16 protein-coding genes are annotated in these 19,373 nt (G+C 65.3%); 12 read left to right on the top strand and 4 right to left on the bottom strand.

The genetic code is table 11. The features are described 5' to 3' along the window. The 12 genes from CSC73_RS08575 to CSC73_RS08630 form a co-directional block, all read left to right on the top strand. A partial coding sequence (locus CSC73_RS08575; RefSeq protein WP_163840032.1) for an FtsW/RodA/SpoVE family cell cycle protein occupies positions 1-599 on the top strand: 599 nt, incomplete at its 5' end. A gap of 263 nt (positions 600-862) precedes the next feature. Continuing rightward, positions 863-2,014, top strand: a complete 1,152-nt coding sequence (gene mltB / locus CSC73_RS08580; RefSeq protein ID WP_163840033.1) for a lytic murein transglycosylase B — start codon at positions 863-865, stop codon at positions 2,012-2,014. Then, positions 2,011-3,321, top strand: coding sequence for a septal ring lytic transglycosylase RlpA family protein (locus tag CSC73_RS08585; protein WP_163840034.1), 1,311 nt, complete (start codon positions 2,011-2,013; stop codon positions 3,319-3,321). Before mltB ends, CSC73_RS08585 begins: the two co-directional genes overlap by 4 nt. 86 nt (positions 3,322-3,407) lie before the next feature. Beyond that, a complete protein-coding gene (locus CSC73_RS08590; protein ID WP_163840035.1) occupies positions 3,408-4,622 on the top strand; it encodes a D-alanyl-D-alanine carboxypeptidase family protein in 1,215 nt (404 codons plus the stop codon). 282 nt (positions 4,623-4,904) lie between these two features. Continuing rightward, positions 4,905-5,876 carry a CsgG/HfaB family protein gene (locus CSC73_RS08595; protein ID WP_163840036.1) on the top strand — a complete coding sequence of 324 codons (972 nt, stop codon included), beginning with the start codon at positions 4,905-4,907 and terminating at the stop codon, positions 5,874-5,876. Positions 5,877-6,100: 224 nt separating this feature from the next. Further along, entirely contained in the window at positions 6,101-6,379 is a 279-nt protein-coding gene (locus CSC73_RS08600; RefSeq protein WP_163840037.1) for a DUF493 family protein, read from the top strand. After that, positions 6,367-7,038, top strand: coding sequence for a lipoyl(octanoyl) transferase LipB (gene lipB / locus CSC73_RS08605; RefSeq protein WP_425502294.1), 672 nt, complete (start codon positions 6,367-6,369; stop codon positions 7,036-7,038). Before CSC73_RS08600 ends, lipB begins: the two co-directional genes overlap by 13 nt. 126 nt (positions 7,039-7,164) lie before the next feature. Continuing rightward, complete coding sequence (locus tag CSC73_RS08610; RefSeq protein WP_093283780.1) at positions 7,165-7,515, top strand: VOC family protein; 351 nt, start codon at positions 7,165-7,167, stop codon at positions 7,513-7,515. A gap of 417 nt (positions 7,516-7,932) precedes the next feature. Then, positions 7,933-8,955 (top strand): putrescine carbamoyltransferase, encoded by a 1,023-nt coding sequence (gene ptcA / locus CSC73_RS08615; protein ID WP_211840851.1) that lies wholly within the window; start codon positions 7,933-7,935, stop codon positions 8,953-8,955. A 15-nt stretch (positions 8,956-8,970) separates the two neighbouring features. After that, on the top strand, positions 8,971-10,389 hold the full coding sequence (locus CSC73_RS08620) for an APC family permease (RefSeq protein WP_163840038.1): 1,419 nt from the start codon (positions 8,971-8,973) through the stop codon (positions 10,387-10,389). Further along, positions 10,382-11,506 carry an agmatine deiminase gene (gene aguA / locus CSC73_RS08625; protein ID WP_163840039.1) on the top strand — a complete coding sequence of 375 codons (1,125 nt, stop codon included), beginning with the start codon at positions 10,382-10,384 and terminating at the stop codon, positions 11,504-11,506. Before CSC73_RS08620 ends, aguA begins: the two co-directional genes overlap by 8 nt. A gap of 3 nt (positions 11,507-11,509) precedes the next feature. Then, the gene (locus tag CSC73_RS08630; RefSeq protein ID WP_163840040.1) at positions 11,510-12,412 is read left to right on the top strand and encodes a carbamate kinase; all 903 of its coding nucleotides are present in this window, start codon (positions 11,510-11,512) and stop codon (positions 12,410-12,412) included. A 122-nt stretch (positions 12,413-12,534) separates the two neighbouring features. Here the strand turns inward: CSC73_RS08630 and CSC73_RS08635 are convergent, their stop codons facing one another. The 4 genes from CSC73_RS08635 to CSC73_RS08650 all read right to left on the bottom strand — a co-directional run bounded on the left by CSC73_RS08635 (position 12,535) and on the right by CSC73_RS08650 (position 19,108). Further along, positions 12,535-13,974 (bottom strand): bifunctional enoyl-CoA hydratase/phosphate acetyltransferase, encoded by a 1,440-nt coding sequence (locus tag CSC73_RS08635; protein ID WP_163840041.1) that lies wholly within the window; start codon positions 13,972-13,974, stop codon positions 12,535-12,537. Positions 13,975-14,181: 207 nt separating this feature from the next. Further along, the gene (locus CSC73_RS08640; protein WP_163840042.1) at positions 14,182-15,309 is read right to left on the bottom strand and encodes an ABC transporter permease; all 1,128 of its coding nucleotides are present in this window, start codon (positions 15,307-15,309) and stop codon (positions 14,182-14,184) included. Between the two features lie 2 nt (positions 15,310-15,311). Further along, entirely contained in the window at positions 15,312-18,038 is a 2,727-nt protein-coding gene (rbbA, locus tag CSC73_RS08645) for a ribosome-associated ATPase/putative transporter RbbA (protein ID WP_163840043.1), read from the bottom strand. Continuing rightward, positions 18,035-19,108, bottom strand: coding sequence for an HlyD family secretion protein (locus CSC73_RS08650; RefSeq protein WP_163840044.1), 1,074 nt, complete (start codon positions 19,106-19,108; stop codon positions 18,035-18,037). The genes rbbA and CSC73_RS08650 overlap by 4 nt, the downstream gene beginning before the upstream one ends. Positions 19,109-19,373: the final 265 nt, after the last annotated feature.

Consider the following 19,373-nt stretch of genomic DNA (forward strand, 5'->3'; position numbering starts at 1 on the left):
TGTTCCGATTGACCGGCGTTTCGGCGGGCGCCGTGGCTGCGGCCTGCGGATCTTCGGGCGGGGCGGCGGCCGCGGCGCCGGTGGCGTGGTTGTGGTTCCTGCGCCCGTACCAGAAGGACCGCATCCTGACCTTCCTCAATCCGGAGAACGACCCGCTGGGCACCGGCTGGAACATCATCCAGTCCAAGATCGCCATCGGCGGCGGCGGCATGACCGGCAAGGGCTGGGGCGAGGGCACCCAGTCGCACCTCAACTTCCTGCCCGAGCACACCACCGACTTCATCTTCGCGGTGCTGTCGGAGGAATTCGGCTGGCTCGGCGTGGCGCTGGTACTGGCGTTGTATCTGTTCGTGATCGGCCGCTGCCTATGGATCGCCATCGATGCGCGCGACACCTATTCGCGCCTGGTCGCCGGCACCATCGGGCTGTCGTTCTTCGTCTACGTGATCGTGAACGGCGGCATGATCTCCGGTCTGCTGCCGGTGGTGGGCGTGCCGATGCCGTTGCTGAGTTACGGAGGCACTTCCGCGGTATCGCTGTTGGCGGGATTGGGATTGGTGATGTCGGTGCGCGCGCATCGGCCGGTGCATGGATATTGATGTGAACAGGGAAGAAGCGCATTCGCTCTTGCTTTGCCCCCTTTGACAAAGGGGCTACGGGGGATTTGCTTTTGATCTTGCTTTCGTTGAGCAGAGCGAATGAGCGAGATCAAGAGCAAATCCCCCTCAATCCCCCTTTTGACCAGCCATTCGGCTGTTGAAAATCGCTTCAAAGGGGGAGGCCAAGCCGCTTTTTGCTGAAGGTAAGTTTGCTCCCGCACGATTCACTCTTCACTGCTTTACGCATGCTACCCTCGGCGCCGATGACCCGAACCGCTCTTTTCTGCTTGTTCACCCTTGGCCTGGTCGCATGCGCGACGCCAGTGAAGTCTCCGACTCCGGCGCAGCAAACGGCCGCCGAGCCGGCGACGCCGAAGTCCGCGAAAGGCCCCGCGGAGACTTCCGTCGAAGCCCTGCCGCCCGGTGCGCCGATCGACCTGGCGCCGGTTCCCTTCGAAGTCGCGCGCGCCAACTTCGTGCGCGACACCGCCGCCCGCTACGCCATCGCGCCGGCCACCATCGAAGCGGTGCTGTCGCGGGCCCAGTTCCTGGACAGCGTGGTCGCGTTGATGTCGCGTCCGGCCGAACGGACCAAGACTTGGGCCGAATACCGCCCCAACTTCATCACCGAATCGCGCATCGAAGGCGGGCGCGCCTTCCTGGCCACGCACCGCGACGAACTGCAGCGCGTGCAAGCGCGCACCGGGGTGCCGGCCGAGATCATCGTTTCCATCATCGGCGTGGAAACCAGCTACGGCGGGTTCACCGGCAAGACGCGGGTGATCGATGCGCTGTACACGCTGGCGTTCCGTTATCCGCGCAGCGGCAACCCCGAACGTGCGGCCTACGAATACAAGCGCGAGCAATTCTTCCGCGACGAACTGGCGCAATTGTTCGCGTTGGGTCGCGAGGAGAACCTGGATATCGCCAACCTGACCGGCAGCTACGCCGGCGCCATGGGCCTGGGCCAGTTCATGCCGTCCAGCTACCGCGAATTCGCGGTGGACGGCAACGGCGACGGACGCCGCGACCTGTTCAACAGCTACGACGACGTGTTTTCCTCCATCGCCAACTATTTCCTGAAGAAGGGCGGCGAACGCGGCGGCTGGGTGCGCGATGGGGCGATCGCGGCGCGCGCGGAACTGCAACCCGGCTTCGCCGAGTTCAATCCCGAAACCTGGACGCCCGACTACACGCTGGCCGACCTGGCCCAGCGCGGCTACCGCCCGCTGGATCCGGTCGCGCCCGATGCCACCGCTACTCTGGTCTCGCTGGAAGGCAGCGCCGGCAAGCAGTACTGGCTGGGTTTCCAGAACTACTACGCCATCACCCGCTACAACAACTCCAAGATGTACGCGATGGCCGTTTACCAGTTGTCGCAAGCCATCGCCGGCAAAGAGATCCCACCGGCATGAAGTGGCTGGCGCTGCCTTTATTGGCGCTAACGCTCGCTGCCTGCAGCAGCGCACCGAAGAAGTCTCCGCCTCCTCCCGCATCGGCCGAAACCGGCGGGCACGCGCAGCGTCCGGCGCCGACGCAAGCCGTCGCAGCCGGATGTTCGCAGAAGTATTCGCCGGCGCAGGAAGACCTGAGCAAGCGCGGCGACTACAAGGCAGGCGGGCTGTACGCGCCGCATGTTCCCGATACGACCCCCGACCACGTTCCCGACGTGGACTGCATCGCCGAGCCGCTGGTCACCAGCGAGCCGCGTTCGGCCGTCGGCAACCGCTCGCCCTACAGCGTGCTGGGCAAGAAGTACGAAGTGATGCAGCGCGTCGATGGCTACGTCGAACGGGGCACGGCCTCGTACTACGGCAACAAGTTCCATGGCCGCCGCACTTCCAATCAGGAGGTGTACGACATGTACGCCTTCACCGCCGCGCACAAGACCTTGCCGCTGCCCAGCTTCGCGCGCGTCACCAATCTGGACAACGGCAAGTCGGTGGTGGTGCGCGTCAACGACCGCGGCCCCTTCCATGAAGGCCGCATCATCGATCTCAGCTATGCCGCCGCGGTCAAGCTGGGCATCACCCAGCGCGGCACCGGGCGGGTGGAAGTGCGTGCGCTGACCGGCAACGACGACGGCGACACGACGCTCGCCGCCGCGCCGACAGTGAAGACCACCGTCGCCACCGGCATTCCGACCCGCATCGCCACCGGCAAGCCAACGCCGATGGATCAGCTGGTGGATCGTCTGCCCAAGCAGGCAACGACTGGCCAGACGCAGGCCACCGGTTCCGCGCCGGCTGCTTCGGACCCTGGCGACCCATGGCGCTACCACGTCAGCGCCGAGCCCAAGCAGAAAGCCAGCTCCGAGGCCTTCGACGCCTGGATGAGCTCGCGCGGCGTGCGCGTGGCCACGGGCAAGCCGGCCCCGGTGCGGAAGTCCGCCGATAGCCCGCGCAGTGTCGCGACGGCCGCGCCCGCGCCGCGCGCTGTCGCACCGGCTCCGGCGTCGGCACCGTCTTCCAATCCATCGCCGGTGTCCGGCAACGACGTGCAATTGCAGGTCGCAAGCTTCGCCAGCCGCGAAAATGCCGACCGCGCCCTGGCGCGGCTCAGCGCTGCCGGCATCGCCCGTGCCAGCCTCAGCGATGTGGCCAGCAACGGCCGCACGCTGTGGCGTTTGCGCGTGCAGGCTTCCGATTCGGACTCGGCGACGGAACTGGCCGGGCGTATCGCAGGTCTGGGATTCGGCCAGCCGCAGGTGGTCCGCGAGTAAACCCCGCGCCCGCCCCTTACAATTCGCCTCTTTTTTTCGTTTTTCCCCTTTCGAACGGGCCCTGGCCTTCCTGGAGTTAGCAGCAAATGAAGTTCCGTTTCGCAATCGCCGCGCTGGCCACCGTTTCGGTCGGCCTGGCTTTCGCCCAGACCCCCGCGCCGCAGCCGGCTACTCCGGCGCCGGCCGCCGCCGCGCCTGCGCCCGCTGCAGTGGCCATTCCGCCTGCGCCCAAGCCCGTGGGCACCGCCTGGGTGTTGATGGACTACACCACCGGCCAGGTGCTGGCGGGCGAGAACTACAACGAGCGCGTGGAGCCGGCCAGCATCACCAAGGTGATGACCTCCTACACGCTGGCCGCCGAACAGAAGAACGGCAAGATCAAACCCGACGACCCGGTGATGCTGAGCGAGCGCGCCTGGCGCGAAGGCGGCGCGGGCACCGACGGCAGCTACAGCGGTTTCGCCGTGAACCAGACCGCCAAACTCGTCGACATGGAAAAAGGCATGGCGGTGCAGTCCGGTAACGATGCCGCCATCGCACTGGCCGAACACGCCGCCGGCAGCGAGGAAGCCTTCGCTGCGCTGATGAACAATTACGCCGCCAAGATCGGTATGAAGGGCTCGCACTTCGTCAACGCGCACGGCCTGTCGGCGCCGGAGCACTACTCCACCGCCTATGATCTGGCGTTGCTGGGCCAGGCGCTGATCCGCGACTACCCGGACACCTACGCCTTCAACAAGATCAAGGAATTCACCGTAGGCACCATCACCCAGCCCAACCGCAACCTGCTGTTGTGGCGCGATCCGGCGGTGGACGGCATCAAGACCGGCCACCATTCCGGCGCCGGCTATTGCCTGATGAGCTCGGCCAAGCGCGGCGACCAGCGTCTGATCGCGGTGGTGATGGGTTCCACTTCGGAGAAACAGCGCGCCGACGACAGCATGGCGCTGTTGAACTGGGGTTTCCGCTTCTTCGAAACCCACCGCCTGTACGAAGCCGGCAAGCAGGTCGCGCAGCAGAAAGTATGGAAGGGCACCACCAAGGAAGTGCAGCTGGGCGTGGCCACGCCGCTGCTGGTGGGCGTGCCGCGCGGCCGCTATGCCGACCTGAAGCCGACCATGGACGTGCCCAAGGTATTGGTAGCACCGATCAAGAAGGGCCAGGCCATCGGTACGGTCAAGGTCAGCCTGGACGGCAAGCTGGTGGCCCAGTCCCCGCTGGTCGCGCTCAACGAAGTGGAAGAGGGCGGCTTCTTCCGCCGCCTGTGGGACAGCTTCTGGATGTGGTGGGAGTCGGAGTGATCCGATCCGGTTGACTGGTCCGGTCGACCGGACCGCCATGACCCACGAAAAGCCGGCGCAAGCCGGCTTTTTCGTTTCCGCCGCTGGCCGCCGGCCATCGGATTCGCCGTTTTCATGATGGATCCGACGCGGACTTCCGAATCTCGACAGCGGGAGTCGGCAACGTTTGATTTACCATGCCGGCTCGGGGTTTCGGAGAGGGGGATCCGCTCCAGGCCGCGAGTCAGCAAAGGAGAATGCCACGCGGCATTCATGCACGTTTATCTCAATAGGGAAAGTTCGATGAGCATCAGCATTATTTCGAAACACGCGGCCTTGGCCGCAGGCGTGTTCGGCTTGGCCGTGGCGGTCGCCTCGGCGCCGGCATCGGCCCAGCGCAAGAGCGCGCAGGAACAGCGCAAGGAACAGGTGGCCCAGATTCCGACCTGCGCCAAGCCGCTCGGCACCATTTCGGTGATCGAGCCCGAAGACGCCACCAACTGGTGGACGGGCCAGCAATTGCCGGCGCCTTCCAAGCTGATCAAGGTATTCGTCAACAAGTCGCGCTGCTTCACCCTGGTCGACCGCGGCGCCGGCCTGGACGCGGCCATGGGCGAACGCGCGCTGGCTTCCAGCGGCGAACTGCGCGGCCGCTCCAACATCGGCAAGGGCCAGATCAAGGCGGCCGACTACGTGCTGGTGCCCGATCTGATCGCCAACAACAACGACGCCGGCGGCAATGCCTTGGGCGGCCTGTTGGGCGGCCTGGTCGGCGGCAATGCCGGCGCCCTCATCGGCGGCCTCAACTTCAAGAAGAAGACCGCCGACGTGGTGCTCACCGTCACCGACGTGCGCTCCTCCGAGCAGGTGGCCATGGCCGAGGGCAACGCCAAGAAGACCGATATCGGCTGGGGCGCCAGCGGCGGCCTGTTCTCCGGCAGCGGTTTCGGCGCGGCCGGCGTTTCCGGCTACGCCAACACCGAGCTGGGCCAGGTCATCACCCTGGCCTATCTGCAGGCCTACACCGACATCATCGGCCAGCTGGGCGGCCTGCCGGGCAATGCCTCGGCCGCCAACGCCACCCAGGCGCTCTCGGTGACCAAGTCGGCGCGCCTGCTGGCCAATTCCAAGGGCACCGGCAAGGCCGTGCGCACCCTGGACCCGGGCATGATGCTGTACCCCACCGGCAACAAGGACGGCCTGATGTGGGAAGTGGAAGACGAGCTGGGCAACAAGGGCTGGGTCAATTCCACCATGACCGAGCTGGCGCGCTGATCCAGCTCAGTCAGCTCCAAGTTCCACCGAAGGGCCGCATGCGAATGCGGCCCTTTTCCTTGATATCCGTTGAGAATGGTCGTGGGAGCGGCGTCCCGCCGCGAGCTCTTGCTTCTGATTTGAAGCTGGATATGGCAACCGGTTAAAAGCTCGTGGCGGGACGCCGCTCCCACGCGACTTCCGCAAGGCTTGGGTTTCGGGGGCAACAGCCCAATAATCCCCGCATGAGCATCAAATCAGACAACCCCGACCACGGCTTCCAGTTCCCCGGCACCTTCGAGCTCAGCGCCATGGGCTCGGCCGACAGCGGGCTGGAAACCGAGCTGCCGCGCCTGCTGACCGTCGCCGGCATCGAAGTGCTGGAGGAAAGCATCAGCTGGAAGCATTCCTCCAACGGCAAGTACGTCTCGGTGCGCATCGGCTTCCGCGCCGAGGACCGCGCCCAGTACGATGCCGCCCACCACGCCCTGCGCACGCACCCGGAAGTGAAGTGGACGATCTGACCGTACTGCCGGGCCGCGTGCGCGAACTGGGCCGGCAGGCCTACGAGCCGGTGTGGCGGGCGATGCAACGCTTCACCGACCTGCGCGGCGAGCAGACCGAAGACGAAATCTGGATGGTCGAGCACGACCCCGTGTTCACCCTGGGCCAGGCCGGAAAACCCGAGCATGTGCTGGCAGCCGGCGATATTCCGGTAATCCACGTCGATCGCGGCGGCCAGGTGACCTACCACGGCCCCGGGCAGATCGTGGCTTACCCGTTGTTCGACCTGAAACGCATGAAGGTCGGCGTGCGCGAGTACGTCAACCGCATCGAACAGGCCGTCATCGATACGGCGGCCGAATGGAACATCCACGCCGAGCGCAAGGAAGGCGCGCCCGGCGTCTACGTCGCCGGCGCCAAGGTCGCCGCGCTGGGCATCCGCGTGCGCCGCGGTTGCACCTTCCATGGCCTGGCCTTCAACATCGGCATGGATCTGGAGCCGTTCCACCGCATCAATCCCTGCGGCTACCAGGGCCTGGAAGTCACCACGCTGTCCGACCTGGGCGGGCCGTCCGGCATGGACGCGGTGAAACCGGTGCTGTTGGAAAAGCTGGCCGAACAGTTCGGACTTCGACTGCGGACAGAAGCGCAATTGCCGGACCTGTCGCTGGCCGCGTAGCCGCCTGTTCATGTCTCCGGGTTGAGAAAAATCAAGCCGCGTGGATGCGCGCGCCGCTTGGGTTTCACTGCCAAATAACCGCGTCTTCTGTATCCAGTCGCTTATCCCCAGCGAAAGGTGAGCGTCATGTCCATCGTCAATGCACTGGCTGGAATCGCAGTCAAGGACATCGATACCGCCGTGGTCTGGTACGAGCAGATACTGGGGCCGGCCTCGCGCCCGATGGACGAAATGGCCGAATGGCAGCTTCCCAACGGCGGATGCGTGCAGGTGTTCGAGGACGGCAGCCGTGCGGGGCTGTCGTCGGTGACGCTGGTGGTGGAGGACCTGGACCGCGAAATCGCCGGCCTGGAATCCAAGGGCATACGCATCGGCGAGAAATCCAGATCCGATCTGGTGGACGTGGCGATCGTGCAGGACCAGGACGGCAACCAGGTCGTGTTCGCGCATGCCAAGAGCGACGTGCTGGTCAGCTAGCGAAAAATCTCCCTACGCGGTTTTCTTCATCGCTTGCAGTCGTCCTGCCCTGCGCCCGATCGACAAGGCCGGAGCCCGCAGGGCAGGGCGAGGGCTTCATTGGCTCGAGCCAATGTATTTTTCTCCGGCGCTTACGATTGCTTCGACTGGGGATTCGGCCGGTCGTCAGGGTTGCATCCGGTTGACGGCTGGGCCGGATCCGCGCACGGCTGGTCGAGACGAAACTGACTCCTCCCGACGAGTGTCCGCGCGCTCAAAGCACCGGTTCGCTGTGCCGGGAATGTGCCCGCACCTTCTTGAAGGATGGCCGGCATTCCAACGGGTTGGCCAGGACCGGCCATCGCCTGGTGCTTCAGCGTTGACCTGGATCAATACGGTTTGCCTCTATTGATCTAGTTTTGGACGCAGCCATGATTCGTGGACAACGCGATGCGAGCGCCCCAGCACTTTCTCGACACCCAGGATTTCACATCGGACCAGCTGCTGCACCTCCTCGATCTGATCGAGCTTCTGAAACGCGCTGATCGGGCGGGAGCGTGTCCAAAACTCCTGGCAGGCGCTTCGCTCGGCATGATTTTCGAAGAACCTTCGACCCGGACGAGGATTTCGTTCGAGGTGGCGATGACGAAGCTGGGCGGACACGCGCTCTATCTGCGTCCCGGCGAGATCCACATGGGCCAGCGCGAAAGCATCAGAGACACCGCGCGGGTTATCAGCCGCATGGTCGATGCCATAGAGGCGCGCACGCTGAAGCACCAGACCGTCCTTGATTTGGCCGCGGACTCGAAAGTCCCGGTCATCAACGGATTGACCGATTACAACCATCCCACCCAGGCATTGTGCGACGTCTTTACCATGAGGGAGCACAGCCAGTCCGGTACTCCGCTTTCCGATCTTCGCGTCGCCTTCATCGGCGACGCCACCAACGTCTGCTCCTCGCTGATGATGATCTGCACCCGCCTGGGCATGCACTTCGTCCATGCCGCTCCTGATCGCTATCAGGCACCGGCGTCCTGGCAGAAAGCCGCCGGCGCCAACGCCGACGCGTCGGGAGGATCGTTGACGGTCACCGACGATGTCCACTGGGCCGTTCGCGACGCGGATTTCGTCTACACCGATCTTTGGTGGTGGATAGGACAGGAAGAGGAAATTCCCGACCGCCGGCGCGCTTTCATGCCCGCGTACCAGATCAACCGGGAACTGTTGGACAGGGCGCCGGCGCGCGCGAAGTTCATGCACTGTTTGCCTGCCTCGCGAGGGGTCGAGGTCACGGACGAGGTCATCGATGGCCCGCGTTCCATCGTTTACCAGCAGTCGGAGAACCGGCTGCATACCGAAAAAGGACTGCTCGTCCACCTCCTCTATCCGCGCCTCAGACGGGCGTCCGCCGCACTGACCGCCTATCACGGCGGCCTGATAGAAGATTTCCTCAACCGCTGAATGCCGGAGACCGTCATGGCCAGTTCCGCACCCGCCGTCGCCGTTCCATCTTCTGCCCGCTTCCGCAGGGTTTTGCGTGGTCTGGACATGACGCTGTTCACCGTCTGCGCGATCCTCATCGTCGATCAACTGGCCGCTTCGGCTGCGATAGGCGTGCAATCGATCTTCTGGTGGGTGCTGACGCTGCTGCTGTTCTTCATTCCCTATGGCCTGATCACCGCCGAACTCGGCAGTACTTATCCGGAAGAAGGCGGCATCTATGCCTGGGTCCGTCGCGCGTTCGGGCCAAGCTGGGCCAGCCGGACGGCATGGCTATGGTGGGTGAACGTCGCCTTCTGGATGCCGTCGGTCTACATCTTGTTCGCGGGAATCCTGGCCGAATTGTTGGCCCCGGACATGGGCTTGACGGCCAAGATCGCCATTACGCTGGCGCTCACCTGGCTCACCGTTGGGATCAACATCTTGACCCTTAACGTGGGCAAATGGGTACCGAACATAGGTGCGGCGTTCAAGGTGATCATCATGCTGGCGATCGGGATAGGCGGAATCGTCTATGCCGCGCGCCATGGAGTGGCCAATCGATTCGACCTGGAATCGTTGCGCCCCAGCTGGGGAGCCAGCCTGGCCTTCCTGCCGGTGATCGTCTACAACTATCTCGGGTTCGAGCTGATGTCCGGCGCTGCCGAGGAAATGAAGGACCCGGGACGGGATGTGCCGCGGGCCATCATTCGCTCAGGCGCAATCATCGCCTTCTTCTACATCTTCGCCACCGTCGGCATCCTGTTGGCGCTGCCGATCCAGGACATAGGCTTGATCACCGGGCTTCCGGATACTTTCCATCGCCTGTTCGGCGCTGGGGAAACGGGAGACGCCGCGGTCTATCTCCTCGGCGGCATGGCGCTCTACACCCTGATCGCCAACATGGTCACTTGGACCCTGGGCGCCAATCGCTCCGCGGCCGAAGCCTCCAGCCGCGGCGACCTTCCCGCAATTTTCGGAAAATTGCATGCGAAGTACCGCACGCCCGCCAGTTCGGCGATTCTTGGCGGCCTGCTAGGCAGCGCCATGCTGCTGGTCTACGCGGCGATGGCGAGCAGCGCCGAGGACCTGTTCTGGACCACCTTCGCATTTTCGTCCGTGGTCTTCCTGCTTCCTTATTTCCTCTTGTTCCTGGCGTTCCTGAAACTAAGGCACAGCGATACCGCAACGCCACGGCCCTACCGGGTGCCGGGCGGTTATGGCGTGGCCGTACTGCTGGCGACTATATGCATGGTCTTCATCCTGCAAGCCATCGTGTTCTTCGTCTATAAGCCAGGGGACTACGATCCGGACTATGTGCGGGCGGTGATCGGCGGCGTGGTGGCGACCTTGATCGTTGGAGAACTCCTGCTCCGCCGCGCCGATGCCGCGCGCAAAGGCCAGCCCCATGCCTAGATTGCTCGCCACTACTCCGCGCCAGGATGGGTTTCGCATGCCGGCCGAATGGGAGCCCCACCTGGGTTGCTGGATGCTATGGCCGGAACGGTCGGACAATTGGCGCAACGGCGCAGTGCCGGCCAAGCACGCTTTCGCGGCGGTCGCTGCAGCGATCGCGCGGGGCGAACCGGTCAGCGTCTGCGCTTCGCCTTCGCAGTACGTGGCCGCCCGTGAATTGCTGGATCCGGAAATCCGCGTCATCGAGATGACCAGCAACGATAGCTGGATCCGGGACTGCGGACCCACGTTCGTAGTCGATGGACAAGGGCGTGTGCGCGGCATCGACTGGAAATTCAACGCCTGGGGCGGCCTGTCCGGCGGCTTGTATTTTCCTTGGGACCAGGACGACCTGGTCGGGGAGAAAGTCCTGGAGCTGGAGAACGACGATCGCTACGCGCCCGATTTCGTACTGGAAGGCGGGTCTATCGACGTGGATGGCCAGGGTACGGTCCTCACCACCGAACAATGCCTGCTCAATCCCAACCGCAATCCTGGCATGGACCGCGCGCAGGTCGAACAGTACCTGCGGGATTATCTTGGCGCCAGCACCGTGCTATGGCTGGAGCAAGGCGTTTATCGCGACGAGACCAGTGGGCACATCGACAATTTCTGCCGTTTCGTCGCCCCGGGGGAGGTGATGCTGACATGGACCGACGACCCTTCCGATCCGCAGCACGCCATTTCATGCGCAGCGCTCGAACGTTTGCGCGGGATGCGCGACGCGCGCGGGCGCGCGCTCACGGTGCACAAGCTGCACCAGCCGGCACCCGTGCTGATCAGCGCGGAGGAAGCGGCGGGTGTCGAGAAAGTGCATGGAACGTTGCCGCGCAGCGCGGGCGACCGGCTGGCCGCTTCGTACGTGAACTGCTATATCGCCAACGACGTAGTGGTGATGCCGTGCTTCGATGATGCGCAGGATGAATGTGCACGGCGAACGCTGGCGCGGCTGTTCCCGACGCGTCGCATCGTGATGGTGTCCGGCCGCGAAATCCTTCTGGGTGGCGGCAACATCCATTGCATCACCCAGCAGCAACCCTTGGGTAACCGCCGGCCGCCTATAGCGCGGGCGGCGTAGTCCGTGCGCCTGGTGATAGCGCTCGGCGGCAATGCGCTGCTCAAGCGTGGGGAGCCGCTGACAGCGGAAAACCAGAAGCGCAACATGCAGGCCGCCGCGCAGTCGTTGGCCCATGCCTGCGATGGGAACGAAGTCGCGCTGGTGCACGGTAACGGCCCGCAGGTCGGCCTGCTGGCCCTCGAAGCCGAGGCCTACCGGGGCGTTCCTCCCTATCCCCTCGACCTGCTGGGCGCCGAATCGCAGGGCATGATCGGCTACGTGATCGCGCAAGCGTTGCGCAATGAGCGCCCGCAGCGCGAGATCGCCGCTCTGCTTACCCGGATTCGGGTGGATCCCGGAGATTCCGCCTTCGAACATCCCACAAAGCCCATCGGACCGGTTTACGGCGCGCTCGAGGCCGAATCCTTGCGCGCGGCGCACGGTTGGTCTTTCGCTGCCGATGGCGACGGCATGCGCAGAGTGGTGGCTTCGCCGCGTCCTGTCGAAATTATCGAACTGCCGGTAATCGGACGCCTGATGGATGCAGGCGTGGTCACGGTCTGCGCCGGCGGTGGCGGCATTCCGGTTCGAGCGTTGCCGGGCGGCGCACACGATGGAATCGAAGCGGTCATCGACAAGGACTTGGCCGCGGCGCTGCTGGCACAGCGGCTCAGGGCAGAGCGCCTGGTGATCCTGACGGACGTGGATGCGGTCTATCTGGGTTGGCGGACGGCCAGACAACAGCCATTGCGCAGGATCCGCGCCGCAGATCTGCAGCTGCACTGTTTTGCAGAGGGTTCCATGGCGCCTAAAGTGGAAGCCGCCTGCCAGTTCGCCCTCGATACCGGTCGACCGGCGGTGATCGGCGCTTTGTCGCAAGCGTTTGCGGTTGTGGCGGGCGAAGCGGGGACGGAGGTGCTGCCATGACCGGCCAGCGCCGACAGTACGGGCAGTGCACGGGAGTCTGAAAATCGCCCGCGAACCCGATGCTGGACGAGCTGCAGTTCAGCGTCAGGATCAACGCGTCCGGATGGAGCGGAGGCACGCGATCACGGCGGATTGTCCCGGTAATGACGCGCAGCCAGTACCGCGATCGCGCAGGAAGCGATCCGCGATTGACTCGAATCGGCCCGGCTGACCAGCACGATCGGCACCTTGGCGCCGAGCGCGATGCCGGCGCTGCCCGCACCGCCAAGGTATTCGAGTTGCTTGGCCAGCAGGTTGCCGCTTTCCAGGTCCGGCACCACCAGCACATCGGCCTGGCCGGCGACCGGCGAATCGATGCCCTTGATCCTGGCCGCCGCAACGGAAACCGCGTTGTCGAACGCCAGCGGTCCGTCCAGCACGCCGCCGGTAATCTGGCCGCGGTCGGCCATCTTGCACAGCGCGGCGGCATCCAGCGTCGCCGGCATCCGTGGATTGACCGTCTCCACCGCCGCCAGGATCGCCACCCGCGGCACAGCCACGCCGATCATGTGCGCCAGGTCGATCGCGTTGCGGACGATATCGGCCTTCGCGTCCAGGTCCGGCGCGATGTTGATCGCGGCGTCGGTAATGATGAACGGGCGCGGATACGACGGCGTCTGCATCAGGAAACAATGGCTCACCCGGCGCTTGGTGCGCAGGCCGCTATCGGAAGCGACGACCGCCGCCATCAGTTCATCGGTATGCAGGCTTCCTTTCATCAGAGCCTCCACTCCGCCTGCTGCGGCGATCGCGACGGCACGGGCGGCCGCGGCGTGGCTGTGCGCGACATCCTCGATCGCGACGGCGGTCAGGTCGAGATGCGCCGCGGCTGCCACCGCTTCCAGTCTGGCTCGCGGCGCCACCAGCAGAGGCTCGATCAGTCCGGCGTCGTGTGCGTCCAGCGCGCCTTTCAGGCTGATCTCGTCGCAGGGATGCACGACGGCGACCTTGATCGCGCCCAGCGGGCGCACGTGATCCAGCAGCAGAGCCACACCGCCATGGCCGGGGCTGAGCCGCACGTCCGGCAGCACGCTGCGCGGGCGCTCGATACCTTCGACTGGCGCGATTACCTTCGCCTCGCCCTCGATGGCCGTTGCACCATCCTGGTTGATGCAGGCGCAGGCCAGGGTCAGGCGCTTGCTGGCTTCGTCGCGTTCGGTCACGGTCACGCTGATCGTCAGTGTGTCGCCGATCCGCACCGGCGCCAGGAACCTGAGCGTCTGCTCGAGATACAGCGTGCCGGGACCGGGCAGCCGCGTGCCCAGCACCGCTGAAATCAGTGCGCCGCCCCACATGCCGTGGGCGATCACGCCATGGAACCGGGTCGAAGCGGCGAACGCCGGGTCAAGATGCTGCGGATTGACATCGCCGGACAGCACTGCGAACAGTTGGATGTCCTCGGCGGTCAGCGTGCGCTCGATCGCCGCGGTGTCGCCGAGGCGGATCTCATCGAAGGTGCGGTTGCGGATGAGGCGCAGGCTGTCGCCGCCGCGGGGCATGGCTGCATTGGCCGGGTTTCGCATGGGTTTCTCCATCACTGGCAATCCTCGATCTTGCAGAACGATGCGCGGCCGCCTGATGCGGACCATCCCCCTCGGCGCTCTTGCGACGGCCGTACCGCGCGCAACCGCGACTGCTTCGCGGCTTCGCCCGGTTCGAGCGAAGGCATCGCATCGTTCAACAAGACACTCTTGCGGTTTCGGTTCGGCATGGTCATTCGTGGACTCGCTTCATGCCATCTGTCCGATGGTTCTGCGGAAGCGGGTCAGTGCGACGACGAAGAAGACGGCGCCGATAGCGGCGATGGCCAGGAATTGCGGCCATACCACTTCCATGCCGGCGCCACGATAGAGAATGGCCTGCGAGGCGGAAACGAAATGGGTGGTAGGTGCGGCCAGCATCAGATTCTGGACCAGCTCAGGCATGCTCTCGCGCGGGGTCGATCCGCCCGAAAGCATCTGCAGCGGCAGCATCGTCAGTATCAACAGCAGCGCGAACTGCGGCATCGAGCGCGCCAGCGTGGCCATGAAGATGCCCATGGACGTGGTGGCGAACAGGTGCAGCGCGGCACAGGCCAGAAACAGCGCGACCGAGCCGTCTATCACGACCTCCAACGCGCCCTGGACGATGAAGGCCAGCGACAAGGCTGCGGCCAGCAACACCACCAGACCCATCGACCAGGCCTTGGCCAGCATGATCTCGACCGGGGCGACCGGCATCACCAGCAAGTGCTCGATGGTGCCGTGCTCGCGTTCGCGGATCAGCGCCGCACCGGCCAACAGGATCGACAGCATGGTGACATTGTCGATGATCTCCACCAATGCGCCGAACCAACTGGGGTCCAGCGTGGGATTGAAGCGCGCGCGCAGAACCAGATCCACTTGCGCGCTGTCGGTGCCGCGATAGTGCCGCACGAACTCGTCGACCTCGCCCAGCACGATCTGCTGGACGTAGCCGCTGCCGGTGAACGCCTGGCTCATGCGGGTGGCGTCGACGTTGAGCTGGGCCGTCGGTGTGCGGCCGGCCAGCACGTCGCGCTGGAAATTCGGGGGGATATCCAGCACGAAGGTGAAATCGCCGGCATCCAACCCGGCGTCGACTTCGGCCAGCGAGACCATCGCCGGCGCGACGAAGTGCGGCGGATAGAAGCCGGATGCGATGCGCGCCGACAATGGCGAGCCGTCCTCGTCTACGATCGCGATCGGCGCCTTGTTCAGCGTCTCCGGTACCGCCGTGGCCGCGCTGTAGACCGAGGCGGTGAACAGGAACACCACCAGCGCCCCCAGCATCGGTTCGCGCCACAGCCCCCACAGTTCCTTGATGCCGAGGCGGTAGATGTTGGCGGCGCGACGCAGCATGCTCAGTCGCCCTGCTTCTTCAGCAGCGCTATCGCCAGCGCCAGTATCGCCGGTGCGGTCAACAGCAGCGGCCAGAACGAGGAGGCCAGATCGCCGAACTCCAACGCCTTGTTGAATACCCCGCGGCTGATGGTCATGAAGTGCGTGGCCGGATACACCCGGCCGATCAGCGCACCGACGCCCTCGAGCGAGGACACCGGATCGATCATGCCGGAGTACTGGACCACCGGAATCAGGGTGCCGATCATGGTCACGAAGATCGCTGCGACCTGGCTGCGGGTGAAGCTCGACGCCAGCAGGCCCAAACCGGTGGCGCAGACCGTATACGCCAGCGCGGCCGCCGCCAGCGTGGCGAAGCTGCCGGTGATCGGCACGCCGAACACCGTCACCGCCAACAGCGTCATCAGCAGGAAATTGAGCATCGCCAGCGCGATGTAGGGCATCTGTTTGCCGAGCAGGAATTCGCTGCGGGTGACCGGGGTGGCGTAGAGATTGACGATAGAGCCCAGCTCTTTTTCGCGCACCACCGATAGTGCGGCCAGCATCGCTGGAATCATCATCAGCAGCATCGGGATCACCGCCGGCACCATCGACGGCAGGCTTCTGACATCAGGGTTGTAGCGGAAGCGGGTCTCGACCGCGGCGGCGCCGACGGCCGCCTCCTGCCCGAGCCGGTGCCGGGCGACATCGATCAGCCAGGCCCGATGCATGCCCTGTACGTAACCCTGCACGGTTTCGGCGCGGCTCGGCATCGCGCCGTCGATCCAGGCACCGACCTGTACTTCGTTGCCGCGTTGCAAATCGCGCGCGAAGCCGGGCGGGATCTCCAGCGCCAGCGCCAGTTCGCCCTTGCGCATGCGCCGGTCCAGCTCTGCATAGTCGGCCAGCGGCGGACGTTCGATGAAATAGCGCGAGCCGGACAGGTTCAACGCATAGTTGCGGCTGAGCATGGTCTGGTCGCGATCGAGCACGGCGAAGTTCAGGTCCTCCACGTCCATGCTGATGCCGTAGGCCATGATGAACATCAGGATCAGGCTGCCGGCCAGCGCCAACGTCGCACGCACAGGGTCGCGACGCAGTTCCAGGGTTTCGCGCAGCGCATAGCTGCCGGCGCGGCGCGGATCGAAGCGCCGCCGCACCGCGCCGGCGGCGGTTTCTGCCCAGATGTTCGTGGCCGATTCTTCGCCGCGCGCGCCGGAATCCTCCAGATAGCCGATGAAGGCCTGTTCGAGGGTTGCCGCGCCGCGCCGGCGAGTCAGTTCGGCCGGGGTGCCGCTGGCCAGCACGCAGCCGGCATGCATCAGCGAGATGCGGTCGCAGCGCTCGGCCTCGTTCATGAAATGGGTGGAGACGAAGATGGTCACCCGATCGTTGCGCGCCAGTTCGATCATCAACCGCCAGAAGCCGTCGCGCGCGACCGGGTCCACGCCGGAGGTCGGCTCGTCCAGGATCAGCAGCTCCGGTTTGTGCACCATCGCCACCGCCAGCGACAATCGCTGGCGCATGCCCAGCGGCAGACTGTCCGGCAGCGCATCCAATACCGACTCCAGGCCGAAGCGCTGCGTCATCTCGCCAACCCGCGCGGGAATGGCCGCTTCCGGCACCTGGAACAAGCGCGCGTGCAGCACCAGGTTCTGATGCACGGTCAATTCGGTGTAGAGCGAGAACGCCTGCGACATGTAGCCGACACGGCGGCGCGTGGCGATGTCCCTCGGGTCGATCTGCTGGCCGAACAGCCATGCCTGGCCGGCGCTGGCCGGCAGCAGGCCGGTCAGCATCTTCATGGTGGTGGTCTTGCCGCAACCGTTGGAACCGAGGAAGCCGAAGATCTCGCCGCGCCGGATCCGCAGGTCCACGTCTTGCACGGCGACGAAATCGCCGAAGCGCATGGTCAGGCCCTTGGCTTCGATCGCCACGCTCTCGTCGCCATCCTGCAACGGTGGAATGGCGATCGCGTGGTGGCCGCGGCGCTTTTCCTCCGGCAACAGCGCGACGAACGCAGCCTCCAGCGATTGGCAGCCGGTCTGCGCCAGCAACTGCGCCGGAGAACCGCTGGCGAGTACCCGGCCCGCGTCCATCGCCACCAGCCAGTCGAAACGCTGCGCCTCATCCATGTAGGCGGTGGCGACGATCACCGACGTGGCCGGACGTGCGCGGCGGATGCGTGCGATAAGCTCCCAGAATTGCGCGCGAGCGAGCGGGTCGACACCGGTGGTCGGCTCATCCAGGATCAGCAGATCCGGGTCGTGGATCAGCGCGCAACACAAGCCCAGCTTCTGCTTCATGCCCCCGGACAACTTGCCGACCGGACGCTGCAGGAACGGATACAGGCCGGTGCTGCGGGTCAGCTCGTCGATGCGGCGGCGGCGTTCGCTGGCGGCATGGCCGAACAGGCGGCCGAAAAACTGCAGGTTCTCTTCCACCGACAGAGTCGGATACAGGTTTCTGCCCAAACCCTGCGGCATGTAGGCGATGCGCGGGCAGACCCGGTCACGGTGACGGCGGCTGGCCATGTCGCCGCCGAGTACGTGTACGTGGCCCTCGCGGATCCGACGCGCGCCTGCGACCAGCGCCAGCAAGCTGGATTTGCCCACCCCGTCGGGGCCGATCAACCCGGCCATGCACCCTCCGGGAATCTCCAGGTTGATTCCGCACAGCGCTGCCGTCTTGCCGTAACGCAGACCGACGCCCGCAAGACGCGCGACGGGTGCGGGCGTGGCGCCGCTCATTCCGGCAGTCTCACCGCCAGTTCCGCCGGCCATTGCGCGTCTTCGTCGAGTTTCAACCAGGCGACGCCAGGCACACCGGTCTTGACGTAGGCAATGTGTTTCTTCAGCAGCTCGCGGCCGATCTTCGCCTTGACCCGGAACATCAGCTTCTGCCGCTCGCTGGCCGTCTCCACCGTCTTCGGTGTGAATTGCGCGGTGCTGGCGACGAACGATACGGTCGCCGGGATCACGTAGTCGGGCGCCGCATCCAGCAGGATCCGCACTTCGCTGCCCAACGCCACCTTGCCGGCGACGGTTTCCGGTAGGAAGAAGGTCATGTAGACATCGGACAGATCCACCAGATTCAGCACCTTGCCGCCACTGCCGAGCACCTCGTCTGGCTGGGCGATGCGGTATTGCACGCGGCCATCGCGCGGCGAGCGCAGGGTGGCGTCGTCGATCTCGGCGTCGATACGCGCGATCGCGGCGGTGGCGGCGTCGGTTGCCGATTCGGCGCCTATCACCTGCGAGCCGGCGGTTTCTATCGCCGCGCTCGCAGCCGCGGTCTGCGCGCGCGCCGTCGCCAGCGCGGCGATGGCGCTGGCCTGCTCGGTCAGCGCATCGTCCATCGCCTGCTGCGACACCAACTTCTGCGCAGCCAGCAAGCGAGTGCGCTGCAGGCGCTGGCGGGCAGCGTCGAGTGCGGCCTGGTATTGCGCTACCGTCGCCACCGCCGCTTCGTGCTGGCTTTGCTGCTGCGCGACCTGGAAGCGCGCGGTAGCGACCGCAGTACGCGCCTGGGCCCGCTGCGCCACCGCTTCGTCGCGTTGCGCCTGCAGGGTCTGCGTGTCCATGCGCGCCAATATCTGGCCGGCGACCACGAATTCGCCCTCGTCGACCATCACCTCGCGCAGACGTCCGCCGGTCTTGGCAGCGACATCGATCTCGGTCGCCTCGATCCGGCCGTTTCCGCTGACGAAACCGGGCCCGGGTCCCTGCGGCTGCATTGCGCGCCAAGCCATCACGGCAGCTGCGGCGACCACGGCAACAGCGATGATGCGCAGGATCCAAGTGCGGTATTTTCTATTCATCGTGACCGTTGGATTCAGCCGGAAAGGGAGAAGCGGACGTCGGCCCGGCGACCTGACCGTAGATTCGCCGACGGATCATGCTTCGCCTCGTCCGACCAGTGCGGCGGCAACGATTGGTGCATCGGGTTGAACGGACATGGTTGTCGCTCCTGGGCTGCGAAGCGGCGGCCGGTGGCGGACGGCCCGGTGCGGGTATGTACGCGCCCGGGCCTCAGACATGCGTACGGATACCGGCCAGGCCGTTCGGCCCGGGTCTGCCGGTCGG

Source organism: Pseudoxanthomonas sacheonensis (genome assembly GCF_010093305.1).
Lineage (GTDB): Bacteria > Pseudomonadota > Gammaproteobacteria > Xanthomonadales > Xanthomonadaceae > Pseudoxanthomonas_A > Pseudoxanthomonas_A sacheonensis.

Excerpts from the sequence above, each read along its gene's own strand:
- CSC73_RS08650 (WP_163840044.1), bottom strand. The coding sequence starts at position 19,108 with ATGAATAGAAAATACCGCACTTGGATCCTGCGCATCATCGCTGTTGCC.
- CSC73_RS08635 (WP_163840041.1), bottom strand. The coding sequence starts at position 13,974 with ATGCGAAACCCGGCCAATGCAGCCATGCCCCGCGGCGGCGACAGCCTG.
- aguA (WP_163840039.1), top strand. The coding sequence starts at position 10,382 with ATGCCTAGATTGCTCGCCACTACTCCGCGCCAGGATGGGTTTCGCATG.
- CSC73_RS08640 (WP_163840042.1), bottom strand. The coding sequence starts at position 15,309 with ATGCTGCGTCGCGCCGCCAACATCTACCGCCTCGGCATCAAGGAACTG.
- CSC73_RS08590 (WP_163840035.1), top strand. The coding sequence starts at position 3,408 with ATGAAGTTCCGTTTCGCAATCGCCGCGCTGGCCACCGTTTCGGTCGGC.
- CSC73_RS08585 (WP_163840034.1), top strand. The coding sequence starts at position 2,011 with ATGAAGTGGCTGGCGCTGCCTTTATTGGCGCTAACGCTCGCTGCCTGC.
- CSC73_RS08610 (WP_093283780.1), top strand. The coding sequence starts at position 7,165 with ATGTCCATCGTCAATGCACTGGCTGGAATCGCAGTCAAGGACATCGAT.
- CSC73_RS08620 (WP_163840038.1), top strand. The coding sequence starts at position 8,971 with ATGGCCAGTTCCGCACCCGCCGTCGCCGTTCCATCTTCTGCCCGCTTC.
- CSC73_RS08600 (WP_163840037.1), top strand. The coding sequence starts at position 6,101 with ATGAGCATCAAATCAGACAACCCCGACCACGGCTTCCAGTTCCCCGGC.
- rbbA (WP_163840043.1), bottom strand. The coding sequence starts at position 18,038 with ATGAGCGGCGCCACGCCCGCACCCGTCGCGCGTCTTGCGGGCGTCGGT.
- mltB (WP_163840033.1), top strand. The coding sequence starts at position 863 with ATGACCCGAACCGCTCTTTTCTGCTTGTTCACCCTTGGCCTGGTCGCA.
- CSC73_RS08595 (WP_163840036.1), top strand. The coding sequence starts at position 4,905 with ATGAGCATCAGCATTATTTCGAAACACGCGGCCTTGGCCGCAGGCGTG.